Annotated in this window: 23 protein-coding genes; 11 read left to right on the forward strand and 12 right to left on the reverse strand. The window is 65.0% G+C overall.

Translation table 11 applies throughout. The annotated features are described in order from the left end of the window. Positions 1–255: 255 nt before the first annotated feature. Positions 256–942: a hypothetical protein gene (locus GO488_RS13080; protein WP_162318270.1), complete on the forward strand. Its 687-nt coding sequence runs from the start codon at positions 256–258 to the stop codon at positions 940–942. Positions 943–1037: 95 nt separating this feature from the next. Continuing rightward, positions 1038–1148, forward strand: a complete 111-nt coding sequence (locus GO488_RS20090) for a HAMP domain-containing histidine kinase (RefSeq protein WP_162318271.1) — start codon at positions 1038–1040, stop codon at positions 1146–1148. Here GO488_RS20090 and GO488_RS13090 read toward each other — a convergent pair. From GO488_RS13090 to GO488_RS13105, 4 genes are all read right to left on the reverse strand, one after another. Then, the gene (locus tag GO488_RS13090; protein ID WP_241692941.1) at positions 1145–1504 is read right to left on the reverse strand and encodes a response regulator; all 360 of its coding nucleotides are present in this window, start codon (positions 1502–1504) and stop codon (positions 1145–1147) included. The genes GO488_RS20090 and GO488_RS13090 overlap by 4 nt on opposite strands. Next, positions 1504–2973, reverse strand: a complete 1470-nt coding sequence (locus GO488_RS13095) for an ATPase domain-containing protein (RefSeq protein ID WP_162318272.1) — start codon at positions 2971–2973, stop codon at positions 1504–1506. The genes GO488_RS13090 and GO488_RS13095 overlap by 1 nt, the downstream gene beginning before the upstream one ends. A 566-nt stretch (positions 2974–3539) precedes the next feature. Next, on the reverse strand, positions 3540–3758 hold the full coding sequence (locus GO488_RS13100) for a hypothetical protein (protein ID WP_162318273.1): 219 nt from the start codon (positions 3756–3758) through the stop codon (positions 3540–3542). Next, positions 3755–3925, reverse strand: a complete 171-nt coding sequence (locus tag GO488_RS13105; protein WP_162318274.1) for a hypothetical protein — start codon at positions 3923–3925, stop codon at positions 3755–3757. Before GO488_RS13105 ends, GO488_RS13100 begins: the two co-directional genes overlap by 4 nt. A 287-nt stretch (positions 3926–4212) precedes the next feature. Here GO488_RS13105 and GO488_RS13110 point away from each other — a divergent pair, with 287 nt between their 5' ends. From GO488_RS13110 to GO488_RS13120, 3 genes are all read left to right on the forward strand, one after another. After that, positions 4213–5799: an ATP-binding protein gene (locus tag GO488_RS13110; RefSeq protein ID WP_162318275.1), complete on the forward strand. Its 1587-nt coding sequence runs from the start codon at positions 4213–4215 to the stop codon at positions 5797–5799. Between the two features lie 253 nt (positions 5800–6052). Continuing rightward, positions 6053–6376: a helix-turn-helix transcriptional regulator gene (locus tag GO488_RS13115; protein ID WP_162318276.1), complete on the forward strand. Its 324-nt coding sequence runs from the start codon at positions 6053–6055 to the stop codon at positions 6374–6376. 206 nt (positions 6377–6582) lie between these two features. Beyond that, positions 6583–7341, forward strand: coding sequence for a YihY/virulence factor BrkB family protein (locus tag GO488_RS13120; protein WP_162318277.1), 759 nt, complete (start codon positions 6583–6585; stop codon positions 7339–7341). A gap of 85 nt (positions 7342–7426) precedes the next feature. On the opposite strand, the gene GO488_RS13125 is transcribed toward GO488_RS13120, so the two are convergent. Further along, positions 7427–9064: an alkaline phosphatase family protein gene (locus tag GO488_RS13125; RefSeq protein ID WP_162318278.1), complete on the reverse strand. Its 1638-nt coding sequence runs from the start codon at positions 9062–9064 to the stop codon at positions 7427–7429. A gap of 188 nt (positions 9065–9252) precedes the next feature. Between GO488_RS13125 and GO488_RS13130 the strand changes: the two genes are divergently transcribed. Then, complete coding sequence (locus GO488_RS13130) at positions 9253–10554, forward strand: glycosyltransferase family 4 protein (RefSeq protein WP_162318279.1); 1302 nt, start codon at positions 9253–9255, stop codon at positions 10552–10554. 253 nt (positions 10555–10807) lie between these two features. On the opposite strand, the gene GO488_RS13135 is transcribed toward GO488_RS13130, so the two are convergent. The 3 genes from GO488_RS13135 to GO488_RS13145 all read right to left on the reverse strand — a co-directional run bounded on the left by GO488_RS13135 (position 10808) and on the right by GO488_RS13145 (position 14717). Then, positions 10808–12772, reverse strand: a complete 1965-nt coding sequence (locus GO488_RS13135) for a glycosyltransferase family protein (RefSeq protein WP_162318280.1) — start codon at positions 12770–12772, stop codon at positions 10808–10810. A gap of 183 nt (positions 12773–12955) precedes the next feature. After that, positions 12956–13717, reverse strand: a complete 762-nt coding sequence (locus GO488_RS13140) for a polysaccharide deacetylase family protein (protein ID WP_162318281.1) — start codon at positions 13715–13717, stop codon at positions 12956–12958. Further along, positions 13707–14717, reverse strand: a complete 1011-nt coding sequence (locus GO488_RS13145; RefSeq protein WP_162318282.1) for a glycosyltransferase family 2 protein — start codon at positions 14715–14717, stop codon at positions 13707–13709. The genes GO488_RS13140 and GO488_RS13145 overlap by 11 nt, the downstream gene beginning before the upstream one ends. A 300-nt stretch (positions 14718–15017) precedes the next feature. Between GO488_RS13145 and GO488_RS13150 the strand changes: the two genes are divergently transcribed. The 4 genes from GO488_RS13150 to GO488_RS13165 all read left to right on the forward strand — a co-directional run bounded on the left by GO488_RS13150 (position 15018) and on the right by GO488_RS13165 (position 19952). Continuing rightward, on the forward strand, positions 15018–15839 hold the full coding sequence (locus tag GO488_RS13150) for an LpxD N-terminal domain-containing protein (RefSeq protein ID WP_162318283.1): 822 nt from the start codon (positions 15018–15020) through the stop codon (positions 15837–15839). A 303-nt stretch (positions 15840–16142) separates the two neighbouring features. Beyond that, a complete protein-coding gene (locus GO488_RS13155) occupies positions 16143–17702 on the forward strand; it encodes a right-handed parallel beta-helix repeat-containing protein (protein WP_162318284.1) in 1560 nt (519 codons plus the stop codon). A gap of 259 nt (positions 17703–17961) precedes the next feature. Beyond that, the gene (locus GO488_RS13160; protein ID WP_162318285.1) at positions 17962–19044 is read left to right on the forward strand and encodes a DUF354 domain-containing protein; all 1083 of its coding nucleotides are present in this window, start codon (positions 17962–17964) and stop codon (positions 19042–19044) included. Further along, positions 19041–19952, forward strand: a complete 912-nt coding sequence (locus tag GO488_RS13165) for a glycosyltransferase family 4 protein (protein WP_162318286.1) — start codon at positions 19041–19043, stop codon at positions 19950–19952. The genes GO488_RS13160 and GO488_RS13165 overlap by 4 nt, the downstream gene beginning before the upstream one ends. 31 nt (positions 19953–19983) lie before the next feature. On the opposite strand, the gene GO488_RS13170 is transcribed toward GO488_RS13165, so the two are convergent. The 3 genes from GO488_RS13170 to GO488_RS13180 are packed head-to-tail and all read right to left on the reverse strand — an operon-like array spanning position 19984 to position 22420. Further along, on the reverse strand, positions 19984–21093 hold the full coding sequence (locus GO488_RS13170; protein ID WP_162318287.1) for a hybrid sensor histidine kinase/response regulator: 1110 nt from the start codon (positions 21091–21093) through the stop codon (positions 19984–19986). After that, positions 21090–21551, reverse strand: coding sequence for a response regulator (locus GO488_RS13175; protein ID WP_162318288.1), 462 nt, complete (start codon positions 21549–21551; stop codon positions 21090–21092). The genes GO488_RS13170 and GO488_RS13175 overlap by 4 nt, the downstream gene beginning before the upstream one ends. Beyond that, positions 21548–22420 (reverse strand): winged helix-turn-helix transcriptional regulator, encoded by an 873-nt coding sequence (locus GO488_RS13180; protein ID WP_162318289.1) that lies wholly within the window; start codon positions 22418–22420, stop codon positions 21548–21550. The genes GO488_RS13175 and GO488_RS13180 overlap by 4 nt, the downstream gene beginning before the upstream one ends. Before the next feature lie 258 nt (positions 22421–22678). Between GO488_RS13180 and GO488_RS13185 the strand changes: the two genes are divergently transcribed. Further along, on the forward strand, positions 22679–24091 hold the full coding sequence (locus tag GO488_RS13185) for a right-handed parallel beta-helix repeat-containing protein (protein WP_162318290.1): 1413 nt from the start codon (positions 22679–22681) through the stop codon (positions 24089–24091). A gap of 118 nt (positions 24092–24209) precedes the next feature. Here GO488_RS13185 and GO488_RS13190 read toward each other — a convergent pair whose 3' ends face one another. Continuing rightward, positions 24210–25940 carry an asparagine synthetase B family protein gene (locus GO488_RS13190; RefSeq protein ID WP_162318291.1) on the reverse strand — a complete coding sequence of 577 codons (1731 nt, stop codon included), beginning with the start codon at positions 25938–25940 and terminating at the stop codon, positions 24210–24212. Between the last annotated feature and the right edge of the window lie 129 nt (positions 25941–26069).

Below are 26069 nucleotides of genomic sequence, written 5' to 3' on the forward strand. Positions count from 1 at the left end.
CCTTTGACTCCGACCCCCTTAGTTACGCATCGCACAAGCCCGGTCGCGGCGGCCCCCGGCGAGCGGACCCGAATCGGAAAACCGCCGAAAACACACCGTACCGATTCCGTTCGCCCGACTTCGCCGACTTAGCGGCTCGATAATAATTACCGGCGAAGACGTAGCAGAATCTATGAGATCGCTGCAGGTCGATTCGTCACGCCGTCACCGTCGCCAGCAGGTACCGAGAGTGCCGCGTGACGAGGGGGCAGTGACATGATCCAGAAGGTCCTGTTCGGCTTGGGGTTCCTGCTGTTCGTCGGTGGGTTGGCGCTGACGGTCGGTGTCGGGTCGATAAACGCCGATATCGGCGGGACGCCGGACGACGGAGCCACACAGCCCGCCGATCCGACGGCCACGCAAGCGCCGTCGACCGCGACTCCGGCGACGGCGACCGATTCGACGGAGCCGACCGATTCGGTGACGGAGACGCAGGCCCCCGAGACGGCCACGCAAACGCCGACGGCGACGGCAACCGACGAGCCGTTGCTCTCGGGCCCGACCGAGACGCCCGAACGGTCCACGACCGAAGCGAACGATTCGAATTTCGGTGGTTCGAACGACGACACCGACGACGGTGACGTGAACCAGCCGAACCAGCCGGACCAGACGGCGACGGCAACGCAGACGGCAACCGCGACGCAGACGCAAACAGCGACCGCGACGCAGACAGCAACCGCGACGCAAACGCAAACGGCGACGCAGACGCAGACGCAGACACAGACGGCAACCGCGACGCAGACGCAAACGGCGACCGCGACGCAGACACAGACTCAGACTGAGACGCAGACCGAGACGCGAACCCGAACTGAAACACAGACGCAAACGGCGACGCAGACGGAAACCGACGGGTCGAATCAGACGTCCACCGAGAGCGGAACGGACGACGGCTCGCTGCTGTAATTCGGTCCGGAACGAAGGCCTCGCCGCGACGACGAGACGTCCGCCCGGTCGAGTTCGCGCCGGGACGGTTCTATTTCCATTATATAGCCGACTCGGTGTCACCGGCTCACCTCCCCGAGCGCATCGAACGCTACGGCGGGTCGGTCGGCGTCGTCGATACCGACCCGAGGGGGAGCGCCTTCCGCGTTCGACTGCCGCGGGCCTAGTTCGCGAGGGTCCGGACCGTCGCCCGCAGCGTCGCCTTCTCGATCGGCTTTTCGAGGATGCGCTGTGCGCCGTGTCGCATGGCTTCCTCGCGGATGTCCGAGGGGGCCGACATCGTCAGGACCAGCACCGGAATACCCGCCTCCCGGAGCCGCTCGGAGCGGTCCCAAATGTCGCGCGTGAAGCCGTCGATGTCGATGACGGCCATCGATATCTCCCCGTGTTCGGTCAACAGCGCCTCGAACTCGTCGACCTCGGTGGCGACGCTCACCTCCGTACTCACGTCCTCTAGGAGGTCCGCGAGCAACTCGAGGTTCCGTCGCTTCTTCGAGAGGGCGAGGACCAACGCGACGCCCATCAGTCGTCCTGTTCCTCCGCTCGCACGCGAGTCGTCGGCGCGTCACTGAGGATGCCGCGGAGGTCGGTGAGCGACTCGCCGACCTCGATGCCGCGTTCGGTGATGCGGAACTCGCGGAGGGTGCGTTCGAAGTCGCTAGTCCGCTTTTTCAGGACGCCGATGGCCTTGCGCATCCGCCCCTCCAGTTCGAGGTGCTGGAGGAAAACGATGTTGTCCGCAAGGTAGCTGATGCCCGCTTCGGTGGCGGTGAACCGACCGGTCACCGCCTCCGTCTCCTCGACGAGGATGACGGTGACGCCCATGTTCTTGAGGTAGCGACAGAGCGTGTGCAGTTTGCGGACGAGTCCGGACTCCTCGCCCCGAAGCGAGAGCTGATAGCCGTCGATCCCGTCGATCATCACGATGCTGGTGTCGTGCGCTTCGACGTCCTCGCGGACGAGGTGGGCGAACTCCTCCGGCGAGAAGTCGAGCGCCTCGATCTCGTGGACGTTCAGCGCGTCCCGTTCGAGCATCTGTCGGACGGGCATGTCGATGGCCTCGCTCCGCCGGAGGAACGTCCCCTTCGTCTCCTCGAACATGTAGACGACCGAGCGTTCGCCCCGGTCGGCAGCCTCCTTCATGAACTGCGTCCCCGTCGTGGTCTTGCCGACGCCGGTCGGGCCGCTGATGACGGTGATGGTCCCGCGTTCGACACCGCCGTGGAGCAGCTCGTCCATCTCCGGAACGCCGGAGGGGATGGATTCGGCGACGAACTCGCGGTCGTAACTGCTGGGCTGGAGCTCCGGGAACACCGCGACGCTCTCGTCGCGGATCCGCATCGCATGTGTCCCGCCTCGAATCTGCGACCCGCGGAACTTGGGGACGGTCACGGTGCGCCCGAACTCGCCGAGGTCGATCTTGATCGTCCCGTCGCTCATGAACTGGAGATCGTCGTCGGGGATCGACTCCGTGTTCTGGGAGGTGAAGACGACGGTCGCGCCGGCCTCCCGGAGATACTGCATGAAGGCGATGACCTGCTGGCGGAACTGGTGGTCGTCGGGCGTCAGATGCCGGAGCCGCGTGATGGGGTCGATGAACACCCTGTCGGGCTGTAGGTCCTCGACGCGTTCGGTCACGGCGTCGGTCAGCGAGGACTGTTCGACCTCGCTCGGCGCGAAGATGTCGTAGGATTGGTTGTGAGCGAACATCTCCGAGTCCGGGCTCAGATCGAGGAACGCCACGTCGTCGAGGTCGATGCCGAGCGTCGCGGCGTTCGTCTTGATGTCCTCGGTCGTCTCCTCTAGGTTGACGTACAGCACCGTCTCGCTCCGGTCGGCTCCCGCTTTGAGAAAGTGCGTCCCGAGGATCGTCTTCCCCGTCCCCGGTTCGCCGCGGACCAGATAGCTGCGGTTCGCTATCAGACCCCCGTGGAGCACCTCGTCGAGTCCCGAGATCCCCGTCGAAATCCGCTCCGGCGTTTGGCTGCTCATTAAGAACTATTTGGAACCTGGAGGCGACATATTTGTATCGGTCATTTCGATACCGTCGTGGGATATCCGGACAGTTGGAGGGGAGATCGCGCGGAAATCGACTTTTGCGCCCGAGCTACGCACCGAGCGACGAGCGAAGTCACGGGCGGGCAGTCAGTCGGAGAGCCGCGATCCGTAGTAGTCGGGCGGGCAGTCAGTCGGAGAGCCGCGATCCGTAGTAGTCACTGCGGGAACTGCTATCACAGCAAGGTGGGGGGTGGGGTTGGGGGTGGTGGGGTGGGGGTAGGTTTCGAAACGAGGCGACGCGGCATCGAGGCCGCGGTCGGCCCGCCGTGGCGGTCGCGCCACGAACAGCGGCTCCATGAGCCGAGCCCACTCCGTTCGAGACGACGGCCCGTATACACCTTATTATCCGGTTGCTAAAGCCCGTATTCGGTCGGTACGATGTCGGTCGGCGTCGACGCTGGGGGATTTGGAGAGCGTGCAGACAGGGGGCCACATCGACGGCGCGGCGGGACGGCGGCCGGACGAAGCGTCGCGGGGCGGGACAGCGCGTGATAATCCGGTTATTGGGAATCCGAGAGCGAGACGTGCGAGTCGCGGTCGGCGGAGATCCACCGGTCGCTGCCGCCGTCGCAGTCCTCGGGGTCGTAGAGCACCACTTCGTCGGTCTCGACCTCGACCGACGCGGGGAGGAACTTCGGGTTGTACGTGGGGGCCAGTTCGAAGTCCGGCCAATCGTCCGCTTCGACGTTCTCCTCGTCGAAAGATTGGCCGTGGCTCATTTTTTTACCTCATCTTCTCGGCGTGCCTGCTCGTAGTATTGCAGGAAATCGATTGCCTCCTGGAGATTTACCTTGCACTCGGCGGACAGTCCCTCGTATTCGTCCTCTGACCAGCCACTGAGCAGTTCTCGGGCGACGGCGACGCGCTGATCGATCGGTAGTTTCATCGACGATTCACCTCGGGGACCTCGGCGACGGATGGGGTTTCAGTCATCTTTGCTGCCTCTGTTCGTTCGAAGGCGACAACGCCACATATAGTTCAGCGAACCGACTGGTTGGTGGCCCCGTTTACCCTGAGGTAAGTAGGGCGAGACTGGTCGTCTAACCGTACAAAACCATTTTACTCGGGCCTTCGTTCCCTTTACTAGCTATGGCTGATTCCGGACAGAAGGTAGGGTCGGACGCGGCGAACACCCCGGATATCTCGGACCGGACGGGTCCCGATCGGTAACCGATGACTGGACAAGCAGGAGTTCTCTATCTCGGGCCGACGGTCGAGGCGCTGGGGTCGTTCCTCCCCACGGTCGACGGGGTCGCGGTCGTCGGCACCGTCACCGAGTCGACCGACGCCGCGCTCGACCGACTCAGGACGGGTATCGTCGACTGCCTCGTCGTCGACACGCGACTCCCGAAACTCGACGTCGCCTCGTTTCTCGCCGCGGTCGAGGAGAGCCGAAGCGACCTGCCGGTGATTCTGTTTCAACACGGCGACGCCGAGTCGAACACCGAGGACGGCAGGTACGACGAGCGGCTCACGGACGCGGATCCGGCGGCGTTCCGGCAGGAGACGGTTCGGACCGCGCTCGCGGACAGCGGTGCACTCGACGGCGCGACCGAGGAGCGACGGGACGACGGGTTGCGGGAGGTCGACGACTGGACGTCGATCGACCGCTGGTCGAACCTCTCGAAGCAGGTCGTCGAGACGAGTCCGGTGGGAATCGCCATCGTTGTCGACGGGCGGATCACGCGCGTCAACCGACACGCCGAGGAGATCCTCCAGTTCAGCACCGATACCGGGTGCGCCCGCGTCACCGATCAGCTGTCGGGCCGCATCTACGACGAGTCGGGCCAGCCCGTCTCCTCGATGGAGTTTCACTTCCAGCAGATACTCTCGACCGGCCCGTCGGTGGTGGGATACGACCCCGATCCGGACCGCTCCGACGGCCCCAGACACTGGCTCCTCGTCAACGGGAAACCCCTGGACGTCGGCGACGAGTCGGCGCTGGTGCTGATCTTCAAGGACGTCACCGAGCTCAAACAGCACCAGGACGAACTGGAGCGTCGCCAGTCCGAACTGGACACGGTCGTCACCGAACTCAAGCGGTCGAACGCCGAACTCGAACAGTTCGCGTACGTCGCCTCGCACGACCTGCGCGAGCCGCTCCGGATGGTGTCTAACTACCTCGGGCTGCTCGAACGACGATACGGCGACGACCTCGACGAGGACGCGCGGGACTTCATCGGGTACGCCGTCGAGGGAGCCCAGCGGATGCGCCGGTTCATCAACGACCTGCTCAAGTACTCCCGGGTCGGCCGCGACGACGACGAGATGACGCTCGTCGACCTGAACGACGTGCTCGACGACGTGCGGATCGACCTCGAGGTCAGGCTCGAAGAGGCGGACGCCGAGTTGACCGTCGCGGAGTTACCCGTCGTCCGGGGCAACAGACACCGGCTCGAACAGCTGTTTCAGAACCTCGTCAGCAACGCGATCAAGTACGCGGGCGACGACCCCCCGCGCATCGAGATCGGCGTCTCCCTCGAACCGGAACGGTGTGAGATAACCGTCGCGGACAATGGCGCGGGGATCGACCCGAACGAGCAGGAGCAGGCGTTCGACCTCTTCTATACGACCGGCCGGGACGATTCGACGGGCATCGGGCTGGCGCTCTGTCGGAAAATCGTCCAGAGTCACGGGGGACGGATCTGGCTCAACAGCACGCCCGGCGAGGGGACGACGGTCCACTTCACGCTCGTCCGAGAGGACGGCGAGATCGAGAGCGCGGACGTGAGCGCGGTCGACGTTTCCCTTCCAGAATAGCCGAATATCCGTACTGTTGCCGCCTTACCATCCGCTTAAGCCCGAAACAGAACAGTCGCTAGCTCCCGTTCAACGATTCGTGAGCAACGGGCGTTCATTCGGTACCTGTCGGACAAATCGGACGAGTCGCTAATCGTTACACACTATCCCACCAGCGCCCTGACAACGCGATCCGTCCTTAATCAATATCAAAAAAATCGAACGGTAAACGGGGTATATAGCCGTCGGGAACGACGAAACAGACGAGATGTCAATGCACGACCTGACAGGATTTCAGAGGGATATCCTGTACGTGATAGCGAAGCTAAACAAGCCACACGGGCTGGAGATCAAGGACGAGCTGCAGGAACACTACGACCAGAACATCCGTCACGGCCGCCTCTATCCGAACCTCGACACGCTGGTCGAAGCCCGCCTCATCGAGAAGGGCAAGAAAGACGACCGCTCGAACGAGTACAAGCTTCGAAACCGCGGCAAGCGCGAATTGAAGTCCCGGCTCAAGTGGGAGCTCTCGTGTCTCCCCGAGGACCTCATCGCCGAGCTGGACGACGTCGCGATAAAGCAGACCGCAGAGTAATCTCCCCGACGATCGCTCCCGCCGGCGATCGATCCGACCGGGTGTCGACAGTACGGCTGCGAGCGGACGCTCCGTCAGGAGACTCATCCCTCTCCCCGTGACATCTATCACGCCGCGACCCTCGTCACGAGCGCGCACCGACGAGTCGCGTCTCTCGGCCGCCGCCGGGAGTCGGACCGTCCCCGACGCGTCCCGACGGTGACGCTATGACGCTTCTCGCCACGGTACGACGCGTCTTCCGGACGATCCGGGAGAAGAACGTCCCGTTCAAGGCGGCGAGCATCGCCTACTACGCGACGGCGTCGTTCGTCCCGCTGGTCGTACTGACGCTCGCGGTCCTGTCCACGTTCGGAGCCGGGGACCTACTGGTCGCAGTCCTCCACTCGACGCTCTCCCGGAGCGGGAGCGAGGTGCTCGAAAGCGTCCTCGAGAACACGAGAGGCCGCGAGATCGCGGGCGCTATCGGGGTCGCGCTCACCGGTTGGAGCGGGAGCAGGGTGTTCCGGGGGCTGACGCTCGCCTTCGAGGAGGTGTACGAGGACGGCGCGGAGCGCTCCCTGTTCGACCGCGTCGAGAAGAGCTTCGTCGTCGTCGCCGTGTTACTCCTCGCGTTCGCGTTCCTCGCGGCGACGGCCCTCGCCTTCGACCTCGACCAGTCGGCGGTGGAGTCCTCGCTACTCGTTCGCTCCCTCCTGGTCGTCGGGTCGCTCGTCCTCGTCTTCTTCCCGTTCTACTACGTCTTACCGCCCATCTCGGCCACCGTCCGTCACGCGGTTCCCGGAACGGCGTTCGCGGCGCTGGGGCTGGTCGCGTTACAGGTCGCCTTTCACTACTACGTCGAGACGAGCGGCGGGTACAGCGGGTACGGCTTCCTGGGGACGCTGCTGTTGTTCATCACGTTCCTCCACTTCGGGGCGAACGTCATCCTCGTCGGTGCCGTCCTCAACGCGACGCTCGACTGGTGAGCGAGCGCCGCGGCCGGGCAGTCTAGGAGAGCGGCGGCAGAACAGCGGGATTTACACGGCACCGAGAATCGGTCTGAGCGGCGCGTCAGTCGAGGTAGCCCAGGTCCGAGAGGCGACCCTCGACCGCCGAGTCGTCGGCCGTCGCGGCGGCCGCTGACTCCTCTTCGTAGGCGTCGTAGGCGGTCGATCCGGGGTCGTCGACGATGGGGAGGGGCGTCCCGTCCATCCGGTCGCTGTAGGGGACGCCCAGCGCACCGAGGACGGTCGGCGCGACGTCGAAGAGGTGCGCGTCGTCGAGCGACGCCGACTCGTCGATCCCCTCGCCCGTAGCGGCGACGATCCCTTCGAGCTTGTGGTTCCACGGCTCAGCCGGTTCGCCGAAGTGGTCGCCGAGCAACTGCGCCGAGAGGAAGTGATCGAAGTCGCGGGGGACGGTCACGATGTCGACCGCGCCCGCGTCGTACGGTCCCTCGAAGTAGTCTTCGCGGGGCGCGACCGTCTCGAAGACCGGACCGCCGTCCGGCGCGGTAGCGTCCCGGAGCGACTCGATTATCTCCTGGCGCACCGACTCGTAGTCGGCCTCGGGGACGACGCCCTCCGGCTCGCGGCCCTCGACGTTGAGGCGGACGCCCAGTTCCGTCCGGGCGCGCATATACGCGATGGAAGATCGGAAGTCCACCTGCTCGTTCGCGGTGCGGACGACGCCGTTCGGCGCGTACTGCTTCGCGATCTCCTCGAGGCCGACGTGTCGCAGGCCGGCACCGACGCGGTTGGCCGTCAGTCCGAACTTCGCGGCCGTCGCGGCGATGCGCTCTATCATGTTCGGCTCCCAGGAGGTCTCGTCTTCGCCCTCGCGCAGGCCCTGTCGGATCGGGTTCCAGGAGGGCATCCCCTTGCCGCCCTTGACCGTCTCGACGTACCCCTCGTCGCGGAGGTACTCGTTGACGCGGAACTCCTCTTTCTCGTAGGGTCCCATCCCGTGGTCGCTGGCGACGATGACCGTGTCGGGGTCGTGGTCGTCGAGCAGTTTCCCGATCTCCTCGTCGGTCGTCTCGTAGACCTCGTTGACCGCGCTCTCGTCGCCGAGGAACTCGTGGAAGACGGTGTCGGTCTTCTGAAACTGGACGAACCCGAAGTCGGGCTCGTACTCGTCGAGGAGGTAGCTGAACGCCCTCCGGCGCAGGCGAACGAGTTCGTGGTACTCCTCGAGCTTCTCGGCGTCCGAGAGGTCGGTCTCGCCGCGCGTGTACTTGGGGTAGACGCGGTACTCGCCGAGCGCCTCCTTGATGTCGTCGATGACGCCCTCTGGGTGACACGGCGGGTCCTCCGGGCCGATGAAGCCGGGGACGACGGCCCCGTCGATCTCGGCCGGCGGCGCGGTGACGGGCACGTTCAGGACGACGCTCGATTTGCCGCGGTCGTCGAGGAGCTCCCAGATGCTGTGTTCGCGGACGTGGTCGCGGCTGACCACCTCCCAGTCGTAGCCGTCGAAGCTGACGAAGCTGTAGGCCCCGTGCTTGCCGGGGTTGACGCCGGTGTACAGGGAGGGCCACGCGCTCGGCGTCCACGGCGGAATCTGCGACTCCAGCGGCCCGGCGACGCCGTCCTCGTATATCGATGCCAGATTCGGGATGCGTCCCTCGTCGTTGAGTCGATCGAAGACGGGCAGACAGCCCGCGTCGATGCCGATGAGCAGGACGTCGAGGTCACTGTGTTCTGTCATCTGCGATCCTCCACAGCTCGTGATGGCATTCGTGTCTGATCCGTAGCGTCCGAAGGGCCTTATTATATCGCTCTTAATGGAATCTCGATATCAAATGTATCGGATAGATACGGCGGCCGAAACCCCGCTATGGGCCTGTCGGGATTACTAGACAGATAATAACGACTCCGGACGCCGAACACCGGGTAATGACCGAAACCGCCGTCACGGACGGCTCCGACGACCAGACGGATCGACCGACGCTCGACGTCGGGTTCATCCCCGCCGAGTGTCCCGGCACGGGGGCCGTCGGCGCGACTCGGACCTCGGAGTTGCTCATCCAGAAGCTGTCACACCATCACGACCTGACCGTCTACGTCGCCAGTCAGGCCGAGGCCGACCCCGAGCGACTGCCCGCTCGGGACCGGGTCGAGTACGTCCTCCACGACGGCCTCGGGAAGCTCCCCCACCCCCTGTTGACGAAACTCGACGCGATGCGCGAGGAGGTGGACGCGCTGGGCACCCACGACATGGTCCACACCTACTCGCCGGGGTTCATCCCGATTCTCGCCGATCTCGACGTACCGACGCTGTCGACGCTCAACTCCTACCTGCCGGCCTGTCCGAAGGGCGACTTCCGCTACTACGACGGCGAGAAGTGTACCGGTCACGGCACCGCGAAGTGCATCAACTGCATCGCCCACGCCGACGTCGACCGGCGCAAGGGCGTCGAGAACAGCCTCCGGTCGGTCTACTCCTCGCTCGGAAAGGTCAACTACGTCGACGACGCGATGACCGCCATCCACGACGTCGACGCCTTCCAGGCGCTGTCGCCCCATATCAAGGACGACTACGCGAACATGGGCGTCGACCGGGAGCGCATCACCGTCGTCCCGCACTTCTACGACGACGAGTTCTACCACCCCGAGTGGGACCGGCCGTTAGACGAGGGCGACGGGTTCACGCTCCTGCACGTCGGGCGACTCCAGGAGAACAAGGGCCAGGAGAGCCTCGTGCGGGCGATGCCGCGCCTGCTCTCGAACCACGGGGACCTCACGCTTCGGGTCGCCGGATCGGGCGGCTACGAGGAGGGCCTGCACAAACTGGCGCGGCAGCTGGGCGTCGACCACGCCATCGACTGGCTGGGATACGTCGATCACGACGACGTGCCGCCGCTCTACGAGGACGCCGACGCCTTCGTCTATCCCGGCCTGCTCGACGAGCCGTTCGGCCGCGTCTTACTGGAGGCGCTCGGGACCTACACCCCGGTGCTGGCCTCCGACGTCGGCAGCACGGACTACATCGTCGGCGACGCGGGCGTCCGCTTCGAGGCCGACGACCCGGCGGCGCTGGCCGACGGCTTCGACGCCCTCGTCGCCGACTACGAACGCCACCGAGCGGCGATTCCCGAACAGCTCGAACGGTTCGCCCCCGACACCGTCGAGAGCGCGTTCCTCGACCTCTACGCGGAAGTCGCCGAGACGCGGACTCCCGCGACCGCGGGGCGCTGAGAGAGCGTCACGGTTACTTTTTCGGAGAGGGCTCCGCGCCGTCTTCGCCCCGCTGCGCGTCTCGACGGCGCGACCGCTCGACGGAGAGCCGCCGGGTCCGCCGCTGTGTCGTCGAGCGAGGCGTCGACAACCCACCGGCTAGCAATCGAACAGGAGACCAGACGCGAGCACGGGTCAGAACCGCCGCGTGCAGCCGACGGCCGAAGCGAGAGACGGTCGCGGCGGCCGGGGACAGCGCCCGACCCCGACGCCGCTACGAACTCACCGAGCGTTCACAGACCGCCACGTCGCCGTTGTCGTAGACGACGCTGTAGCCGCGACAGAGTTTCTCCTGTCGGATCTTGGGCTGGAACGGATCGCCCCGTCCGTTCTGATAGTACTCGGCACCGGACTGGGCGTACTCGCGGTAGACGACGGTCTCGTTCGTCGTCGAGCCGTTGTCGATGACCACCGGCTCCGCGTTCACCCCCCAGGCCCGTTCGAACACCGTCCCGTAGGGGTGGTCGGTCGTGATCCGGTCCGCCGGGTCCAGCGACTGCTGTGACGTGTTCGTGGTATTGGCGATGGTCCGAACGGCGTCCAGTTCGTTCTCGGTGTAGCTGTAGCGGGTCTGGACGCCGTCGAATGCGGGGTCGTCGAGCGTCCCCTGACTCGACAGCATCGTGACCGGCGGATAGACGAGCGTGAACACCACCAGGAGGGCGATCGCGACTCCCTTCGGGGACTCGCTGGCGAGGTACGCCACGCCGATCGCCCCGACGATGGCCATCGGGACGGTGATGAAGGCGAGCCAGCGGCCGGGGACGAAGGTCCGGATGCCGAACAGCGGGAACCCGAAGATGAACACGAGCATCACGACGATGGCGATGATGCTCGCGATGGTCACCTGCGAGGTGCGCCGGCGATGCAGGACGTAGAGACTCCCGGCGATAGTTATCAGCAGCAACAGCAGCAGGCCCATGGCGTCGAGATAGCCGACGAACTGCTCCATCGCTGTCGGTCCCGCCGTCTCCGCTGCGCTATTGGCGCTCCCGCCGGACCCGCCCGCGAGATTGAGAAAGCCCGCCGACTCCCGTAGCGTGTTGAGGAAGAAACTGAGCATGGTTTCGAGGAACGACGACCCACGATACGGCGTCAGCGACCACATGAACGTTATCAGGCCGAGGTCGAAGACGAGCAACCCCGTGAGGTTGGTCGTATCGCGGACCTGTTCGCCGAGACCCGTCGACCGCACCGGGCGAAGCAGGCCGGTCGAGAGCAACACCTTCGCGACCAGTCCCGCGCCGACGAATATCAGCATGATGAACGAGGAGATCTGGTGCGTCAGGATGACGGCGATGCTGAAGACCACGACCAGCAGGAAGTCCCGAATCTTGTACGACGTGGACATGATGCGGGTCAGCGCGTAGATGATGCCGATGTAGAACACCAGCCCGAGTCCGGTCGGAATCAGGTGGATGCCCCACTCGATGACGTTGCCGCTCAGCGTGTAGACGGCGGCGGCGAAGACGGCCCAGCGCTGTTCGACCAGCACGTTCGCCGTCGCGTAGACGAGGATGGTCGACAGCGCGATGGGAATCCCGATAGTGAGAATCAGCGACTGGCGAATCGTGACGCCGAGCAGCTGGCTCCCGACGGCGACGAGGAGGTGATACAGCGGCGACGCGTAGTACTTGTTGGTGTCTATCGGGGCCAGCGAGTTCGCCTCCTTGATAGCGGGCGCCCAGTTGCCGGCGTGCGTCCAGACGTCGATGCCGACGTAGCCGGGCGCGGTGAACGCGCCCGCGAGGCGGACGACCATGCCGAAGACGAGGACCTGTGCCAGGAGGAGGCCGACGTGGTAGTCGCGCTCGTCGGCGAACATCACCTGCGCGAGGACGACCATGCCGGTCCAGACGGCGAGATAGTGGAACAGTAACGAGCGCGACTGATGGACGGCGACGACCACCAGCGCGGCCATCCCGAGGAACGCGACCGACGGGAGTACTCGCGTCAGCGTGGGCGTCAGCGTCGGGAAGTCGGCCGTGTTCGAGACGCGGACGCTGACCAGATACAGCAGGCACGCGAGCGCGAGGACGACGGGGATCGTCTCGATGTACACCTGCGAAGCGAGGAAACGGAGCGGTACCATCAACAGGCCGAGTATCAGGCCGACGACTGCGGCGGCGACGTCCAGCCTGAAATCGAACCATCTAGAGTCTGTCGTGTTGGGGCTCATTGTAGCTACGGAGTCGGTATGCGGTGTCGTGTCATGCGGTGAGAGCGCCGTCGGTCGCGGACGGCTGGTTCGTGTTCCGGTCCACACCGGGCAGTCCCATTATAATCGGCCGCCTAAACGCGGTCTATGGAGATGATAGCACGAGAGCGGTCGCCGTGAGCGATACCGAGAACGCGGCCGCGCTCACCCGAACTTCTGGAGGACGTACCGGCCCTCGGCGTAGTCGCTGGTCCGTTCGCGCATCTCGGCGACGCCCTCGCGGACCCGCGCCTCGAAGGAGTCGTCGTCTTCGCCCCAGAGACCCGGGTGAGTGAGTATCTGCATCTTACTGCCGAACCGGTCGACTTCGGGCGGGTCCGAGCGCCAGCGCTGGCTCGAATCGCCGCAGTAGCCGATCTCCGAGAAGAACCGGGGTTCGTACGTGCTCGGGAAGCCGTCGAACTCGTGGCGGAGGACCCGCTCGGGCGGGATGTGGAACGATACCGTCTCGATCGGGTCGGCGACCGTCGAGAGGATGTCCCACTCCTGGGCGACTCGCTCGGCTATCGGTTCGTCCGTCTCGGGCACGTCTTCGGGCGACCAGTACTGGTGGGTGCTGAAGTGCAGGCCCACGTCGTGGCCGAGGTCCTGAATCGCCGTCAGCACCTCGCGGGTGTCCTCGTTGAGGACGTTGTACACCGGCGAGGAGACGAGGAAGAAGTACGTGCTGTGGACGTCCTGTTCGTCCTCGATCCTCGCCATCCGCAGGGCGCGCTCCGGCGAGAGGTCCACGTCGTGGCGCAACAGCGCCGTCCCGGACTCGACTGGGTCGCCGTACCGGCCGAACTCGTAGCCGGCGGCGTCGACGTCGCGGACGAACTCCTCGTACCACTCGAAGGAGAAGTTCATCTCCTCGGACCGAGCGTCCGTCTGTTCGGGTCCGCCGTCGGTCAGATCAGGCGTCACGGCCGTCCTCCCGGATCTGCAGGTTCCGGTTCTCCTCGCGGTCGAATATCATCGCCATGACCAGACACATGATCCCCAGCACGCCGAGGACGAGCGTCTCGCCGACGCCCGCGCCCTCGCCCGTATCGCTCGCACGGCCCAGCAGTAAGAGACCGCCGGTGCCGACGGCGAACGCGCCCAGGTAGTAGAGGAACGCGAGCGGGTGGAAGTCCTTGACGAGGTACTTCGCGCGGAGCCGCCAGAGGAACCCCTTGAGCAGGAGGAGGGACAGCTGCGGGATGAAGGACCTGTAGGAGATGTGGCTCGTCTCGTCCTTGTACACCGCGCGCCGGGCCACGTCCGCGATGCGCATGTTGTTCGCGTTGAGGCGGACCAGCAGGTCGTTGACGAAGCCGTAGCCGTCGTACAGCTCGTCTAAGTCCAACTGTTCGAGCGCCTCCAGGGAGATGGCCGTCGACCCGTTCTGCGGGTCCATCACGCTCCAGTAGCCGCTGGCCACCTTCGAGAGGAACGACAGCATGAAGTTGCCCAGTTGCCGGAAGGCGGGCATGTCGCTGCGGTCCCGGTCGAGCAGCCGGTTCCCCTTCGAGTAGTCGGCCCGACCGTCCGCGACGGGTTCGAGGATGCGCTGGACGATGTCGGGTTCGGTCTGTCCGTCCCCGGAGATGACGACGGTCACGTCCATCTCCTCGTCGAGCGCGCGCTTGTAACCGGTCTTGATGGCACCGCCGACGCCGGTGTTCTCCTCGTGTTGGATCGGGACGACGCGGCGGTCCGCTTCGACGCCGCCGTCGGTCGCCGGCGGGGAATCGGCCGTGCGGTCGCGGTCGTTCACCTGTGCTGCGTGTTCCTGAATCTCCGCCCACGTCCCGTCGGAAGAGCCGTCATCGACGACGTAGGTCTGATCGACGTACTCCGGAAGCGTGTCGATGACCTCGCCGATGAGGCCCTCCTCGTTGTACGCCGGAACGACGGCGGCGATTGTCTTTCCCTGGTACATGGCTTATGTCGGGCGTCGTATCGAGCGTCTCTCCGTCCGGGGTTTCGTCACGGTCTCCATCTCGTCTGTTCTCTGGGGACAGAGGGCCGTTATTATGTATCGAGTAAGCACAGCGAGGGACCGCGCTCGGGTCCGACCTCGCGCCGATACCGTCAATCTGAACGACTGTTTCACGGAGAACGCCGTTTTTGGCCGTTGAAAGTCGCGTTTGTGCCGTGACGGCGCGCTCGTTTAGCGAACGCCGAGCCGGGACTTACCGAACCCATAGTAAGGAGGCCGGGCGACGACTTGCCGACGAAGATGACGACGGCTCACTCGACGACGGAGATCGCCACCGAACTCGGCCTCGAACACGCGGGGTCGGCCACGGAGGTCACCGGCGTCGACTCGCTGGACCGCGCGGGAGCGACCGATCTGGCGTTCTCGGTCTACGACGAGGCCGCGCCCCTCGCGGACTCGGCGGCGGGCGCGGTCATCTGTCCGCCGTCGGTCACCGACGCCGCCGGAAAGGCCCTCATCTACGCCGACAACCCGAAACTGGCCTTCGTGGAAGCCGTCGAGGCGTTCTTCGATAGCGGCTCGGAGACCGGCGTCCACCCGACCGCCGTCGTCGAGGACGGCGCGACCATCGGCGAGAACTGCACCGTCGGTCCGCACGCGTACGTCGCGGACTGCGTCACCATCGGCGACGACTGTACCGTCGGAACCGGGACCCGCATCGGCGGGCCCGGGTTCGGGTTCGTCCGCGACGACGAGGAGGCGCTCCACCGCCTCCCCCATCAGGGGACCGTCCGGATCGAGGACGGCGTCGAGATCGGCGAGAACTGCACCGTCAACCGAGCCGTCTTCGAGGAGACCGTCCTCCACGAGGGCGCGAAGGTCAGCGGACAGGTCCACGTCGCACACCACGTCCACGTCGGCGAGGACACCACCGTCGCGTTCGGCTGCGGGTTCGCGGGCGGTGCCGTCGTAGGCGACCGGGTCACGGTCCATCCCCACGTCTCGGTCGCGACCGACGTGACCGTCGGAGACGACGCCGAGTTGGCGATGAACGCGGCGGTGCTCGACGACGTCGCGCGCGAGACGACCGTCGCCGGATCGCCCGCGAGAGAGATAGAGTGACCCGTGTATGTGTACTCTCAACAGACCGCGTGGCAACGGTTAGCAGAGGAGCGGCGAGACGCCGTCCGCTCGAACCGCGATTCAGATAGACATTCGGTGTTGAATAACACGTGAACGCCCGCCCGGTTCCCCTCGTGGGACTAGGGTGGGGACGCGGTGTATTTTCCAACGTATGTATCAAGCATATTTGAAAGAATCTCTTCCATCTGGTACGTAAAATTGGAACAGACGAATTTTTCTTGATGGTATTATCGAAGAAAAGTCGGAGCATTTAACAAGGGTCGGATTTCCGTAGAGGGTAGGATGAATAATCCGAAGGGAGGCCGCGGCGGTAACAGCAGTATCGGTCGACGGACGTTCCTCGCAGGGGTCGGTGCCACGGTCGGAGCAGCGGCGACCAGCGGAACTGCCTCAGCGTATCACGACAGCTACGACCCGGTCAACGTGGTCGAGGCTGGCGCAGCCAACGACGGGAGCGAGTCGATAACGGGCGTACTGGAGGAGCTCGTCAGCGGAGAGGACGACATCTCGCTGTACTTCCCACCCGGGGAGTACCTGATGGACGAGCAGCTCCGGCACACGGGCTTCGAGTCGTTCGCCATGTTCGGCGACGACGCGACCATCAGGCCCGCGCCGGCCGACGAGTTCGACGGGCCGGCTCGCCTGTTCAAGCTCGGAACCTCGTACAGCCCGGGGGACTGGGGTCGCGTCCAGAACATCGACTTCGACTTCACGGAGTCGAACACGGGGCTCCGAGCGCTCCAGATGCAGTGTAACGACCTCTACGTCAGAAACGTCCACGTCAGGGGACAGCACGACACCGGGACGTGGGGTCCGTTCCAGTTCGACGTCATCGATCCCGACGAGATCGCCGTCGTCAAGAACGTGACCGCACTCGACGGCGGGGAGTACTCCGAGAACACGCCCAACGACCACTACCCGTCGCCGGTCGGCGGTGGCGGGCCGACGGGCATCATCATCAGCCCGGCCCACAAGGGCCGAATCTGGTTCAAACACTGCGAGCTCGGTGGGTTCCCCGATAACGGCCTGTACAGTTCGGCCGAGGACGGGGAGATAATGGTCTACGGCGGGAGCTATCGCAACAGCAACGTCGCCAACATCCGCATCGACGGGCCGCTCGGTTACATCAAACACGCCGAGGTCGTCGTCGACGAGACACGTCCCGAGGACGGCAACCAGCGCGGTATCCGTCTCGACGTGGGCGACGACTTCTGGGTCTACGACACCGACATCCGGATGGAATCGGCTACCGGTGACGCGATCCGGGTGACGAACTCCGCCAACAACACCACGATCCAGGACGTCTCGATCATGGTCGACGACGACGACGACGCCGAGGACGCCATCTCCGTCTCGCCGTCCGCGGGCGAGGTGACCATCTTCGACTCCGAGATCGAGATGCGGTCCGGCGGGACCGCCATCGACCTCAAGGCCTCGGACGACGACGTCCCGGCTCTCGTCGAGAGCGTCACCATCACCGGCGACGCCAGCGGTGGGTACGGCGGGAGCCACGCCATCCGCTGCGAGCGCGACGAGTCGCGCTTCTACGACCTCACGGTCGACCAGCCGGGCGACGACTACCGCCGCTGTATCACCATCAACGGCGACGACTGCATCGTCGCCTACGGCGAGTACCGCTCGACGCATCACCCGATCATCAACAACGCGGAGGACACGGCCATCCTCGGGCTCACGGCCGAGGCGTACAACGGCCAAGAGGCCATCAAGATGTACGAGGCCGAGGACGTGAGCATCTACGACTGCGTCCTCTACAACGGGATCACCAACCCGAGCGACAACGACGACTACTTCGTCAACGACAACAGCTACCCCGACAACTGACTCGGGGCTCCGCGTTTCGAAGTCGTTCTTTTATCCGCTACGCGTCACAGCGGCGCACCTATCACCGCGCTTGCTCGTTTTGCCACTGCATAAACGCTCTCGTCCCCGTCGTCGAGGGAACGCCGCTCGGTCGGATCGGATGAGAGACACAGTCGCGTTTCGGACGCGGAGCCGGCTATCATCTCCATAATAACGGTATCTGGCGGGCTTGTACCAGTATGGAGAGTCACGAGACGACAGACAGGGGGAGACGACACGCATGACCGTCATGTTCACCATCCAGCACCCGGCGCACGTCCACTTCTTCAAACACGCCATCTGGGCGCTGGAAGACGAGGGGCGCGAAGTCCACGTCGTCGCGCGGGACAACGAAGTCGCCGTCGACTTGCTCGACAGCTACGAGATCGACCACACCGTCCTGGCGAACGAGTCCGGGTCGCTGGCCCAACTCGCCGTCGTCCAGACCGCCTACGAACTGCGGTCGATCCGCTACGCGCTCGAGGTCGACCCGGACGTCGTCGCGGGCGTCGGCGGCGTCACGGCCGCCCACACCGCCGCGGTGGTCGGCGCGGAGAGCGTCGTCTTCACCGACACCGAACACGCGACGCTCATCAACAGGATCACCCACCCGGTCGCCGACTACGTGGCGACGCCGACCTGCTACACGGAGGACGCGGGCGACAATCAAGTCACGTACCCCTCGTACCACGAACTCGCCTACCTCCACCCCGACCGCTTCGAACCCGACACGTCGGCCTTCGAGGACCTGCGCGTCGACCCCGACGACAAGTTCGTCGTCGTCCGCCTCAGCGCGTGGGACTCCTCGCACGACGTGGGCGCGTCGGGCGTGCGGGACATCCACGACGCCGTCGACCGGCTCGAAGCGACGGGCGCGACGGTCCTCATCACCTCCGAGGTACCGCTGCCCGACGACCTCGAACGCTGTCGGACCCTCGTCCCGCCCGAGGAGATCCACCAGTTACTCGCGCACGCCGACCTGTTCATCGGCGAGGGCGCGACGATGGCCTCCGAGTGCGCCGTCCTCGGGACGCCCGCGGTGTACATGAACTCGCTGACGATGGGCTACACCGACGAACTCGAAGCGGAGTACGACCTGCTCTGGAACTTCAACGAGGACGACGAGCAGGACGCCGCCCTCGAACGCGCCGTCGCCATCCTCGAAGACGCCGAGTCGGACCGCTGGGAAGCCCGCCGCGAGCGGCTCCTCGACGACAAGCAGGACGCGACGGGCGTCATCCTCCGGATGCTCGGGCTGGCGATGAACGACGAGACCCTCGGCTCCGACCAGACCGCGCGCACGAAGGCCGTCGTCGACACATGAGGGTCCTCCAGCTGGTCAACACCCCACGGTCGTTCTTCGACAAGCAGGTGGAAGCGCTGGAACGGCGGGGGATCGAGTGTACGACCGTCACCGTCCCCGGGACCCACGACGCCGACCAGTCCCGGTCGGTGACCGACTACCTCCGGTACTACCCGGACGTGCTGGACCACTCGCTCGACGGCTACGACGTGATCCACGCCCACTACGGGTTGATGGGGCCGTTCGCGCTGGCCCAGCCCGACCGACCTGTCGTCCTCACGCTGTGGGGCTCCGACCTCATGGACGAGGAGAGCTTCGTCCCGCGGCTCAGCCGGCTCTCGGCGCGCCTGAGCGACGAGGTGATCCTGCCCTCGACGACGATGAGCGCGTATCTCGACACGCCCCACCAGATACTCCCGTGGGGCGTCGACACCGAGCAGTTCCGGCCGGTCGACCGTTCCGAGGCCCGCGAACGCCTCGGGTGGCCACGGGACGAGACGACCGTCCTGTTCCCCTATCCGCCGGAGCGCGACGTGAAGAACCACCCGCTCGCGGAGCGCGTCGTCTCCCGACTCGACGGCGTGAGCTTGCGGACGATGTCGGGCGTCCCCTACGAAGACGTTCCGTACTACATGAACGCCAGCGACGCGATGCTCGTCACTTCGAAGCGCGAGAGCGGCCCGATGGTCGTCAAGGAGGCCGCCGCCTGTAACGTCCCCGTGGTCTCGACAGACGTGGGCTTCGTCTCGGACGTCTTAGACGGCGTGGAGAACAGTTACGTCCGCGACGGGGAGACCGAACTCGCGGACGCGCTCTCCGACGTACTCGACGCGGACGAGCGCAGTTCCGGCCGCTCGAGCATCGTCGGACTGGATCAGATGGGCGAGGACCTCGAAGCCATCTACCGAGGTGCTATCGACGGGCGATAGCGAACCCGGCTCGGCGCGTTTCCGCGAACGGCTACGCGCGCTTGAGTTCGACCGAGAAGACCGACCCCTTCGGCTGGTTATCGGAGATGTCGATGTCGCCGTCGTAGCGGTCCACCAGTCGGCGCACGAGGAAGAGGCCGATACCGAGGCCGCTGCCGTCCAAGTCAGACGATTCGCTGGAGAACAGTTCGCGGCGCTGTCTGGGCGAGATACCGGGACCGTTGTCGGCGAAGTCGACCGTGACGGTGTCGTCCTCGACGGTGACGGTCACGTCCACCCGCGGCGTCTGCTCGTCGTTGTAGATGATGGCGTTGCTGAGTATGTTGCCGAAGACGGACCCCAGCAGGCTGTCGCCCCACACCTCGACGTCCTCGTAGTCGCCGCCGATCTCGATCTCCGCCGGTTCGTAGAGGTCGAGGGCCTTCTCGACTTCGCCCTCGAGGATGCGGGCGAGGGAGACGGCACCGAGGCGGGAGTCGTCCGGGTCCTCGTCGGCCGCCTCGACGGCGTCGCCGATGGTCCGGGTGAGCTGCAGGACGTGGTTGCTCGCGGTGATGATCTCGGTCAGCGTGTCCGCGTAGCGCTCGTCGACCTCGTTCCGGAGCTGTCGGGCGCGGGCGACGACGAGGCTGATGTCGTTTCGCACGTCGTGGCGGGTCAGCTGGTTCATGATGGCGAGCTGCTCGGTGCGCTCGCGCAGCGCCTGGCCGGTCTCGTGGCGCTGGATCGCGTAGCGGATGGTGCGTTCGAGCAAGTCCCGGTTCACGTCGTCCTTGACGAGGTAGTCCTGTGCCCCGGCCCGGATGGCCGCCGCGCCGACGCTGGTGTCGTCGACGCCGGTCAGGACGACGATGGGGACGTCCCGAGAGGCCTCCAACGCACCCTCCAGCGTCTCCATCCCGCCGCTGTCGTCGATGTGGAGGTCGAGGAGAACGACGTCGAGCGTCTCGGCGCTGGATTCGAGCGTCCGGGTGGTCCCCGCGAGGGAGGTCTCGCGGTGAATCCGCACCTCGTCGCCGGCGTCCGAGAGCCCCGGGAACCGCTCCTCCTGAACGGGGATCGGCTCGCGGAACAGTTCCTCGACGTAGCGGGCGTCGGCGTCGTTGTCCTCGACGAGGAGGACGTCTACGGTCCCGGTCATCGCACTCGTCGCTCGCGCGGTAGCGTCGCCGTCGAGAGCCAGAACGACTGGAGGTGGTCGATGACGGTGATGTACTCGGAGACCGAGTCCGGCTTCGTGACGTAGGCGTTCGCGTGGTTGTCGTACATCCGTTCGACGTCTTTCGACTCGTCGGAGGTCGTCAGGATGACGACGGGGATGCGGCGAAGCGAGTCGTCGGACTTGATCTCCCGGAGGATGTCGCCGCCGTTTCGGCCCGGGAGGTTGATGTCGAGGAGGACGAGATGCGGGGCGACGTCGTCGTCCCGTTGACCCTCCCCGCGGAGGGTCGCCAGCGCGTCGCTCCCGTTGTGGACGACGGTCAGCGAGACGCGTGCGCCGATCTCGGAGAACGCTTCCTTCGCCAGGCGGGCGTCCGCCGGGTTGTCCTCGACGAGTAACACCCGCGGTGAGCGCGAGTCGGTTGCGGTAGCAGTCATAGGTTGAGTCGTTCCGTGATAGCCGTCGTCTCGTCGGCTTCGCTCGGCTCGTCGTCGAGGGCCGCCTCGACGGTTTCGAGCCGTTCGAGCAGACGCTGGTACTCGTCGCTCGCCTCCCGTTCGGCGGCGGTCAGCCGCGCGTCGAGCAGCGCTCGGCGAGCCAGCAGCGAGTAGTGTTCGGTGATATCCTCGTCGGCGGTGGTCCGTTCGAGCACCTCCGCGACGACCTCCCTGACTTCGCTCTCCTCGCCGGGTTTCAGCAGATAGGCGTCGAACTCCATGTCGGCGACGTCGACGTCCGGTTCGACGGCCGTGAGCAACACCACTCCCGCGTCGAGGTCCGCCTCGCGGATCTTCTCCAAGAGGTCGTCGCCGGAGAGGCCCGGCATCCGCCGGTCGAGGAGGACGACGTCGATCTCGTCAGAGAGCGCGGTGATGGCGTCCTTGCCGTTGAACGCCGTCTCGACGTCGTACTCCTCGGCGAGCCAGCCGGCGTGCATCCGCGCGAGGCGCGGGTCGTCGTCGACGACCAGCACGGTGGGCCGCGTCGACTCGCCGAGGTTCCGCTTCCCCCAGTCGGCGAGCGTCTCCATGACCGCCTGTAGCTCCCGGCCGGCGCGGGTGAGGTCGTACTCGACGCGTTTCGGCGACTCGCTGACGACGTGTCGTTCGATGAGGTCGTTCTCCTGGAGGTCTTCGAGGCTATCCGTCAGCACTTTGCCCGAGATGCCGTCGAGGCGTTCCTGTAGCTCGTTGAACCGCAGCGGTCCGTCGTCGAGCAGCGATTGGATGATGACCGGATGCCACTTCTTCGAGATGAGCGTCACGGCCTGGGCGACCCGGTCGTCCGATGGAGTGCTCGGGCTCACGTTTCTCAGTAGCACAATCCAGACGCCCCAAGGTGATTATTATCGTGCCCGTAAATGCCGGGAGCGACGCCGATGGGGCAGTTTTCTCTGTCGATAAGTGGATACCAACGGTGCGAACGCCGTCGATCGACGCCCTCGCACTGAGTCGCATCGAGAGCGCCTGAGAACCCACTTACGGACAGGTAAGTACGCTCGCTTACTTATTTGTAAGATTAAATTAATAAGTAAAACAGTATTTTGGATAGACGTTGACAGAGAATGAGTGAGCAAGAACCACTACAGACCGGAGATGCGGCCCAGCAGACCGAAGATGCGGCCCAGCGGATCGAAGCAGCGGACCGACAGACCGAAGTAGCGAACCAGCGGACCGAAGCAGCGAGCGGAGACGTCGACAGCGGTCGACGGACGTTCATGCAGGCGCTCACCATCGGGGCGGCGGGCCTCGGCGTCGCTGCGATGTCGGGCAACGCGGCGGCCGCAGAGGAGGGCCCGTCGGAGCCGTTCGAAGTCGGCGGCGACGCGCTCAACCTCGGCGGCACGCTGGTCGTCGGCGACGGCGGCTACGACACCATCACGCAGGCCTGGGACGCCGCGTCCTCGGGCGACACCATCTACGTCCACTGCTCGTACGACGCCGAAGCGGCCGGCGAGCCGTTCCCGGTCGTGCTGGACTACGAGGAGAAGGAGGTCATGCTGACCGGCGGCCACCCCTCCGGGTCCGTCATCGACGCCAGCCACTCGAACGAGAACGTCATCGAAGTGCTCGGGCGCGGGATGAACGACTACCGCAACAACCCCGTGGTCCAGAACCTGAAGATCGTCGGCGGCGACGTCGGCCTGCGCGTCCGCGCGGCCCCCTTCGCCTCCTTCGAGAACCTCGTCATCTACCGGACCGGTTCACACGGCGTCTCCATCGAGGGATACACCGACCCGGACAGCGGCCGTAACAAAGGCACGTTCGGCGTCTACTTCCACAATTGTCAGACGTGGGTGTGCGGCGGTGACGGCTTCCGCACCGAGGGAGACGCACTTCCGCACGGGACGACGTTCACCAACTGTAAGGCGAGTTCGAACGGTGGCATCGGCTTCCGTCTCCGTGGCTACACTAACAAACTCATCGGCGGTGCTGCCCAGCTGAATCACAGCTACGGGATCGAGGCCCGCGTCGGCAAGGCGAACCTCATCCAAAACTGCTACATCGAGGGCAACAGCCGCGCGAAGAGTTACCCGGTCGAGCTCTACGCGAGCGGCGCAGACGGCCTCACCATCAGCAACTGTTACTTCAACGGCATCAATCCCCGGTCGACTTCGCACAACCACGACCACGTCCTCCGGGCGATCAACGTCCACGAGAGCTCGAAGCTCAGCATCCGCGACTGTACTGTCCGGAACTACGACGAGGGCTTCATCGCGACGTTCAGCTGCCGGGACCCCGACTTCCACGCGGCCTCTCACTACGTGTTGGATGCCACTCACGGCCTGTTCGCGACTGACCCGACCGGCCACGGCAATATCCGCCCTCGCTCTGACGGCATGATCCTGCCCTCCGATCTCTCAGACGCCGAACCGCTTCACGACTACGACATGGGGTACCACGTCGGCGGCGGCAAGGAGGGACTGGCCTACCACTACGACGGCGAATGGCATCTCATGGAAACCGAGACGCTCTAGATGGATTCGGACAGTACCCGCACCCAGCCGGAATCGATCGGCCGCGACCGACGAATAGATCGGTAGGTATCTCTTCTCCTGTCTCTCGACAGCGCGGAGTAGCTACGCCGTCGTTCGCTTACGAGACTTCTATCGGGAACTCCCGGTCGGTCGTCCGACCGCGCTGTCGGCGCTCTTCACCCGGTTCGGGTTCCGAATCGGCAGCGTCCCAATCGATGGTGATCTTTCCGTCGGTCGGGGTGTCGATGTTCGCAGGCGGATCGAACGACATCTTATCGAGGGCCTCCAGCCCGAAGAAGGAGAACGCCCGCTGGCGGCCCGTGAACAGCGACGCGAACTGCTTGCGCGACATCGCACCGGGCCAGCCCCGCGGGTCCATGTAATACCGTCCGCGTGCGTACAGCGGTCGGACGACGTCGAACAGCGACGAGTGATAGAGCCACTGGTGGGCGCGCCGGATCGGGCTCGACATCTCGGTCTCCTGCGCCTGGCCGAGTTCGACCCCGGTGTGTTCGGTGTAGAGGTTCTCGACGTAGCGTCGGTACAGCGCCTTGTCCTCGCGGTACTCCAGAGGGATGTCCTGCCAGACCGACGCGAACTCCTGGTCCCACAGCGGCATCCACCACTCGTGGCCCCAGAACTCGTAGACATCCACGTCTCGCGTGATGAACTTGGCCTGGCGCTCCTGCCAGTACCACTCTGCGATCGCCTTCGCAGCGTCGTCGGGATCGTCGTACTCGTCGGTTCCGACCTCGCGGAGGATGCGGTCGTCCAGCATCGAGTCGAAGCGCTCGTCGTCCCAGTCCCAGAGCTTGTAGTTGACGTTCGTGAGGAATTCGACGACCTTCTCCCGCCCGACGCGGTCAGTCTCCAAGATGTTGTTCGGGAAGTGTTCACTCGGCGAGACGGCCGTGTGACCCGGCATAAACACGGCGTCGTCGGGGATGCGTCCCTGTTTTTTCAGCTCCCAGACCGAGGGCCACGCGAGGTTGGCCCAACCGGGGAGCGCGCCGAAGTTGTACGAGAAGTCGTAGTAGTCTTCACGACGGCGGGAGTTGAACCAGTCGTCCCACTTGTCGTTCGTGTACTCGACGTACTCCCACGGGATGCCGACCTCGTTCGCGATCTTCTTGCTCACCTTGTGTTCCGAGTCCCACGACTTGCCGTAGCTGAAGGCCATGACGTCGTCGTACCCCAGATAATCGAGCATCAGGACGATGAGCCGCGAGTCGTAGCCGCCGCTGAGAGGGACGACGATGGTCCGGCCGTCCGCGAAGTCGATAGCTCGCTCGAAGGCCTCTACGAGCACGTCGTCTAACTGCTCTAGGAACTCCGCTTCACTACCGGAGGCGGATCCGGACGGCTGATAGCGATAGTACCGCTCCCGAGTCGCGGTATCGCGTCCGTCACCGACGGCGAGCAACTCGCCCGCCTGTAACTGCCGGAGGTCGGGATAGAGCGTCTCGCCGCCGGTGACGTAGCCGGTCACCTGAAACTCGGCTTCGGCCAGCGGGTCCCGCGGCCGCTCACCTAACTGCTCTCGAATCCAGTGTGCGTCGTCGCCGAGATAGAGACTGCCGTCGGCCCATCCGTAGTAAAGCGGCATGGACTGGTCGCGGTCCACTGCAGCGTACACCTCGTCGGACGTTCGATGGACGACGGCGTAATACCCATTCAGATCGTCGAGGGCCGAGCGGAACTCCGCCTTCGACTCGGTCGAGCCGAAGCGGGCGGCGAGATCCGCCGCGTCGTGGCGTTCGTCATCGACGAAGGCAGTTCCCCGGGCGTATGTCCCGTCGTGGACCACCCAGGGATTAGCTTCGTCGAGATGAATTGAGACATCTACCATGTCACCTCGTCGTTCAAGAAGTAGTGCTTTACTTATAGAGAAGGTATATACCGTTATCTACGTGCTAAGCCCTCAGGACCGGGTCAATTAGCTGTAATTAGTTACAGGACGGGCAGTCGTTCGGTCGTT

Origin of the sequence: Haloarcula limicola (genome assembly GCF_010119205.1) — an archaeon.
Classification (GTDB): domain Archaea; phylum Halobacteriota; class Halobacteria; order Halobacteriales; family Haloarculaceae; genus Haloarcula; species Haloarcula limicola.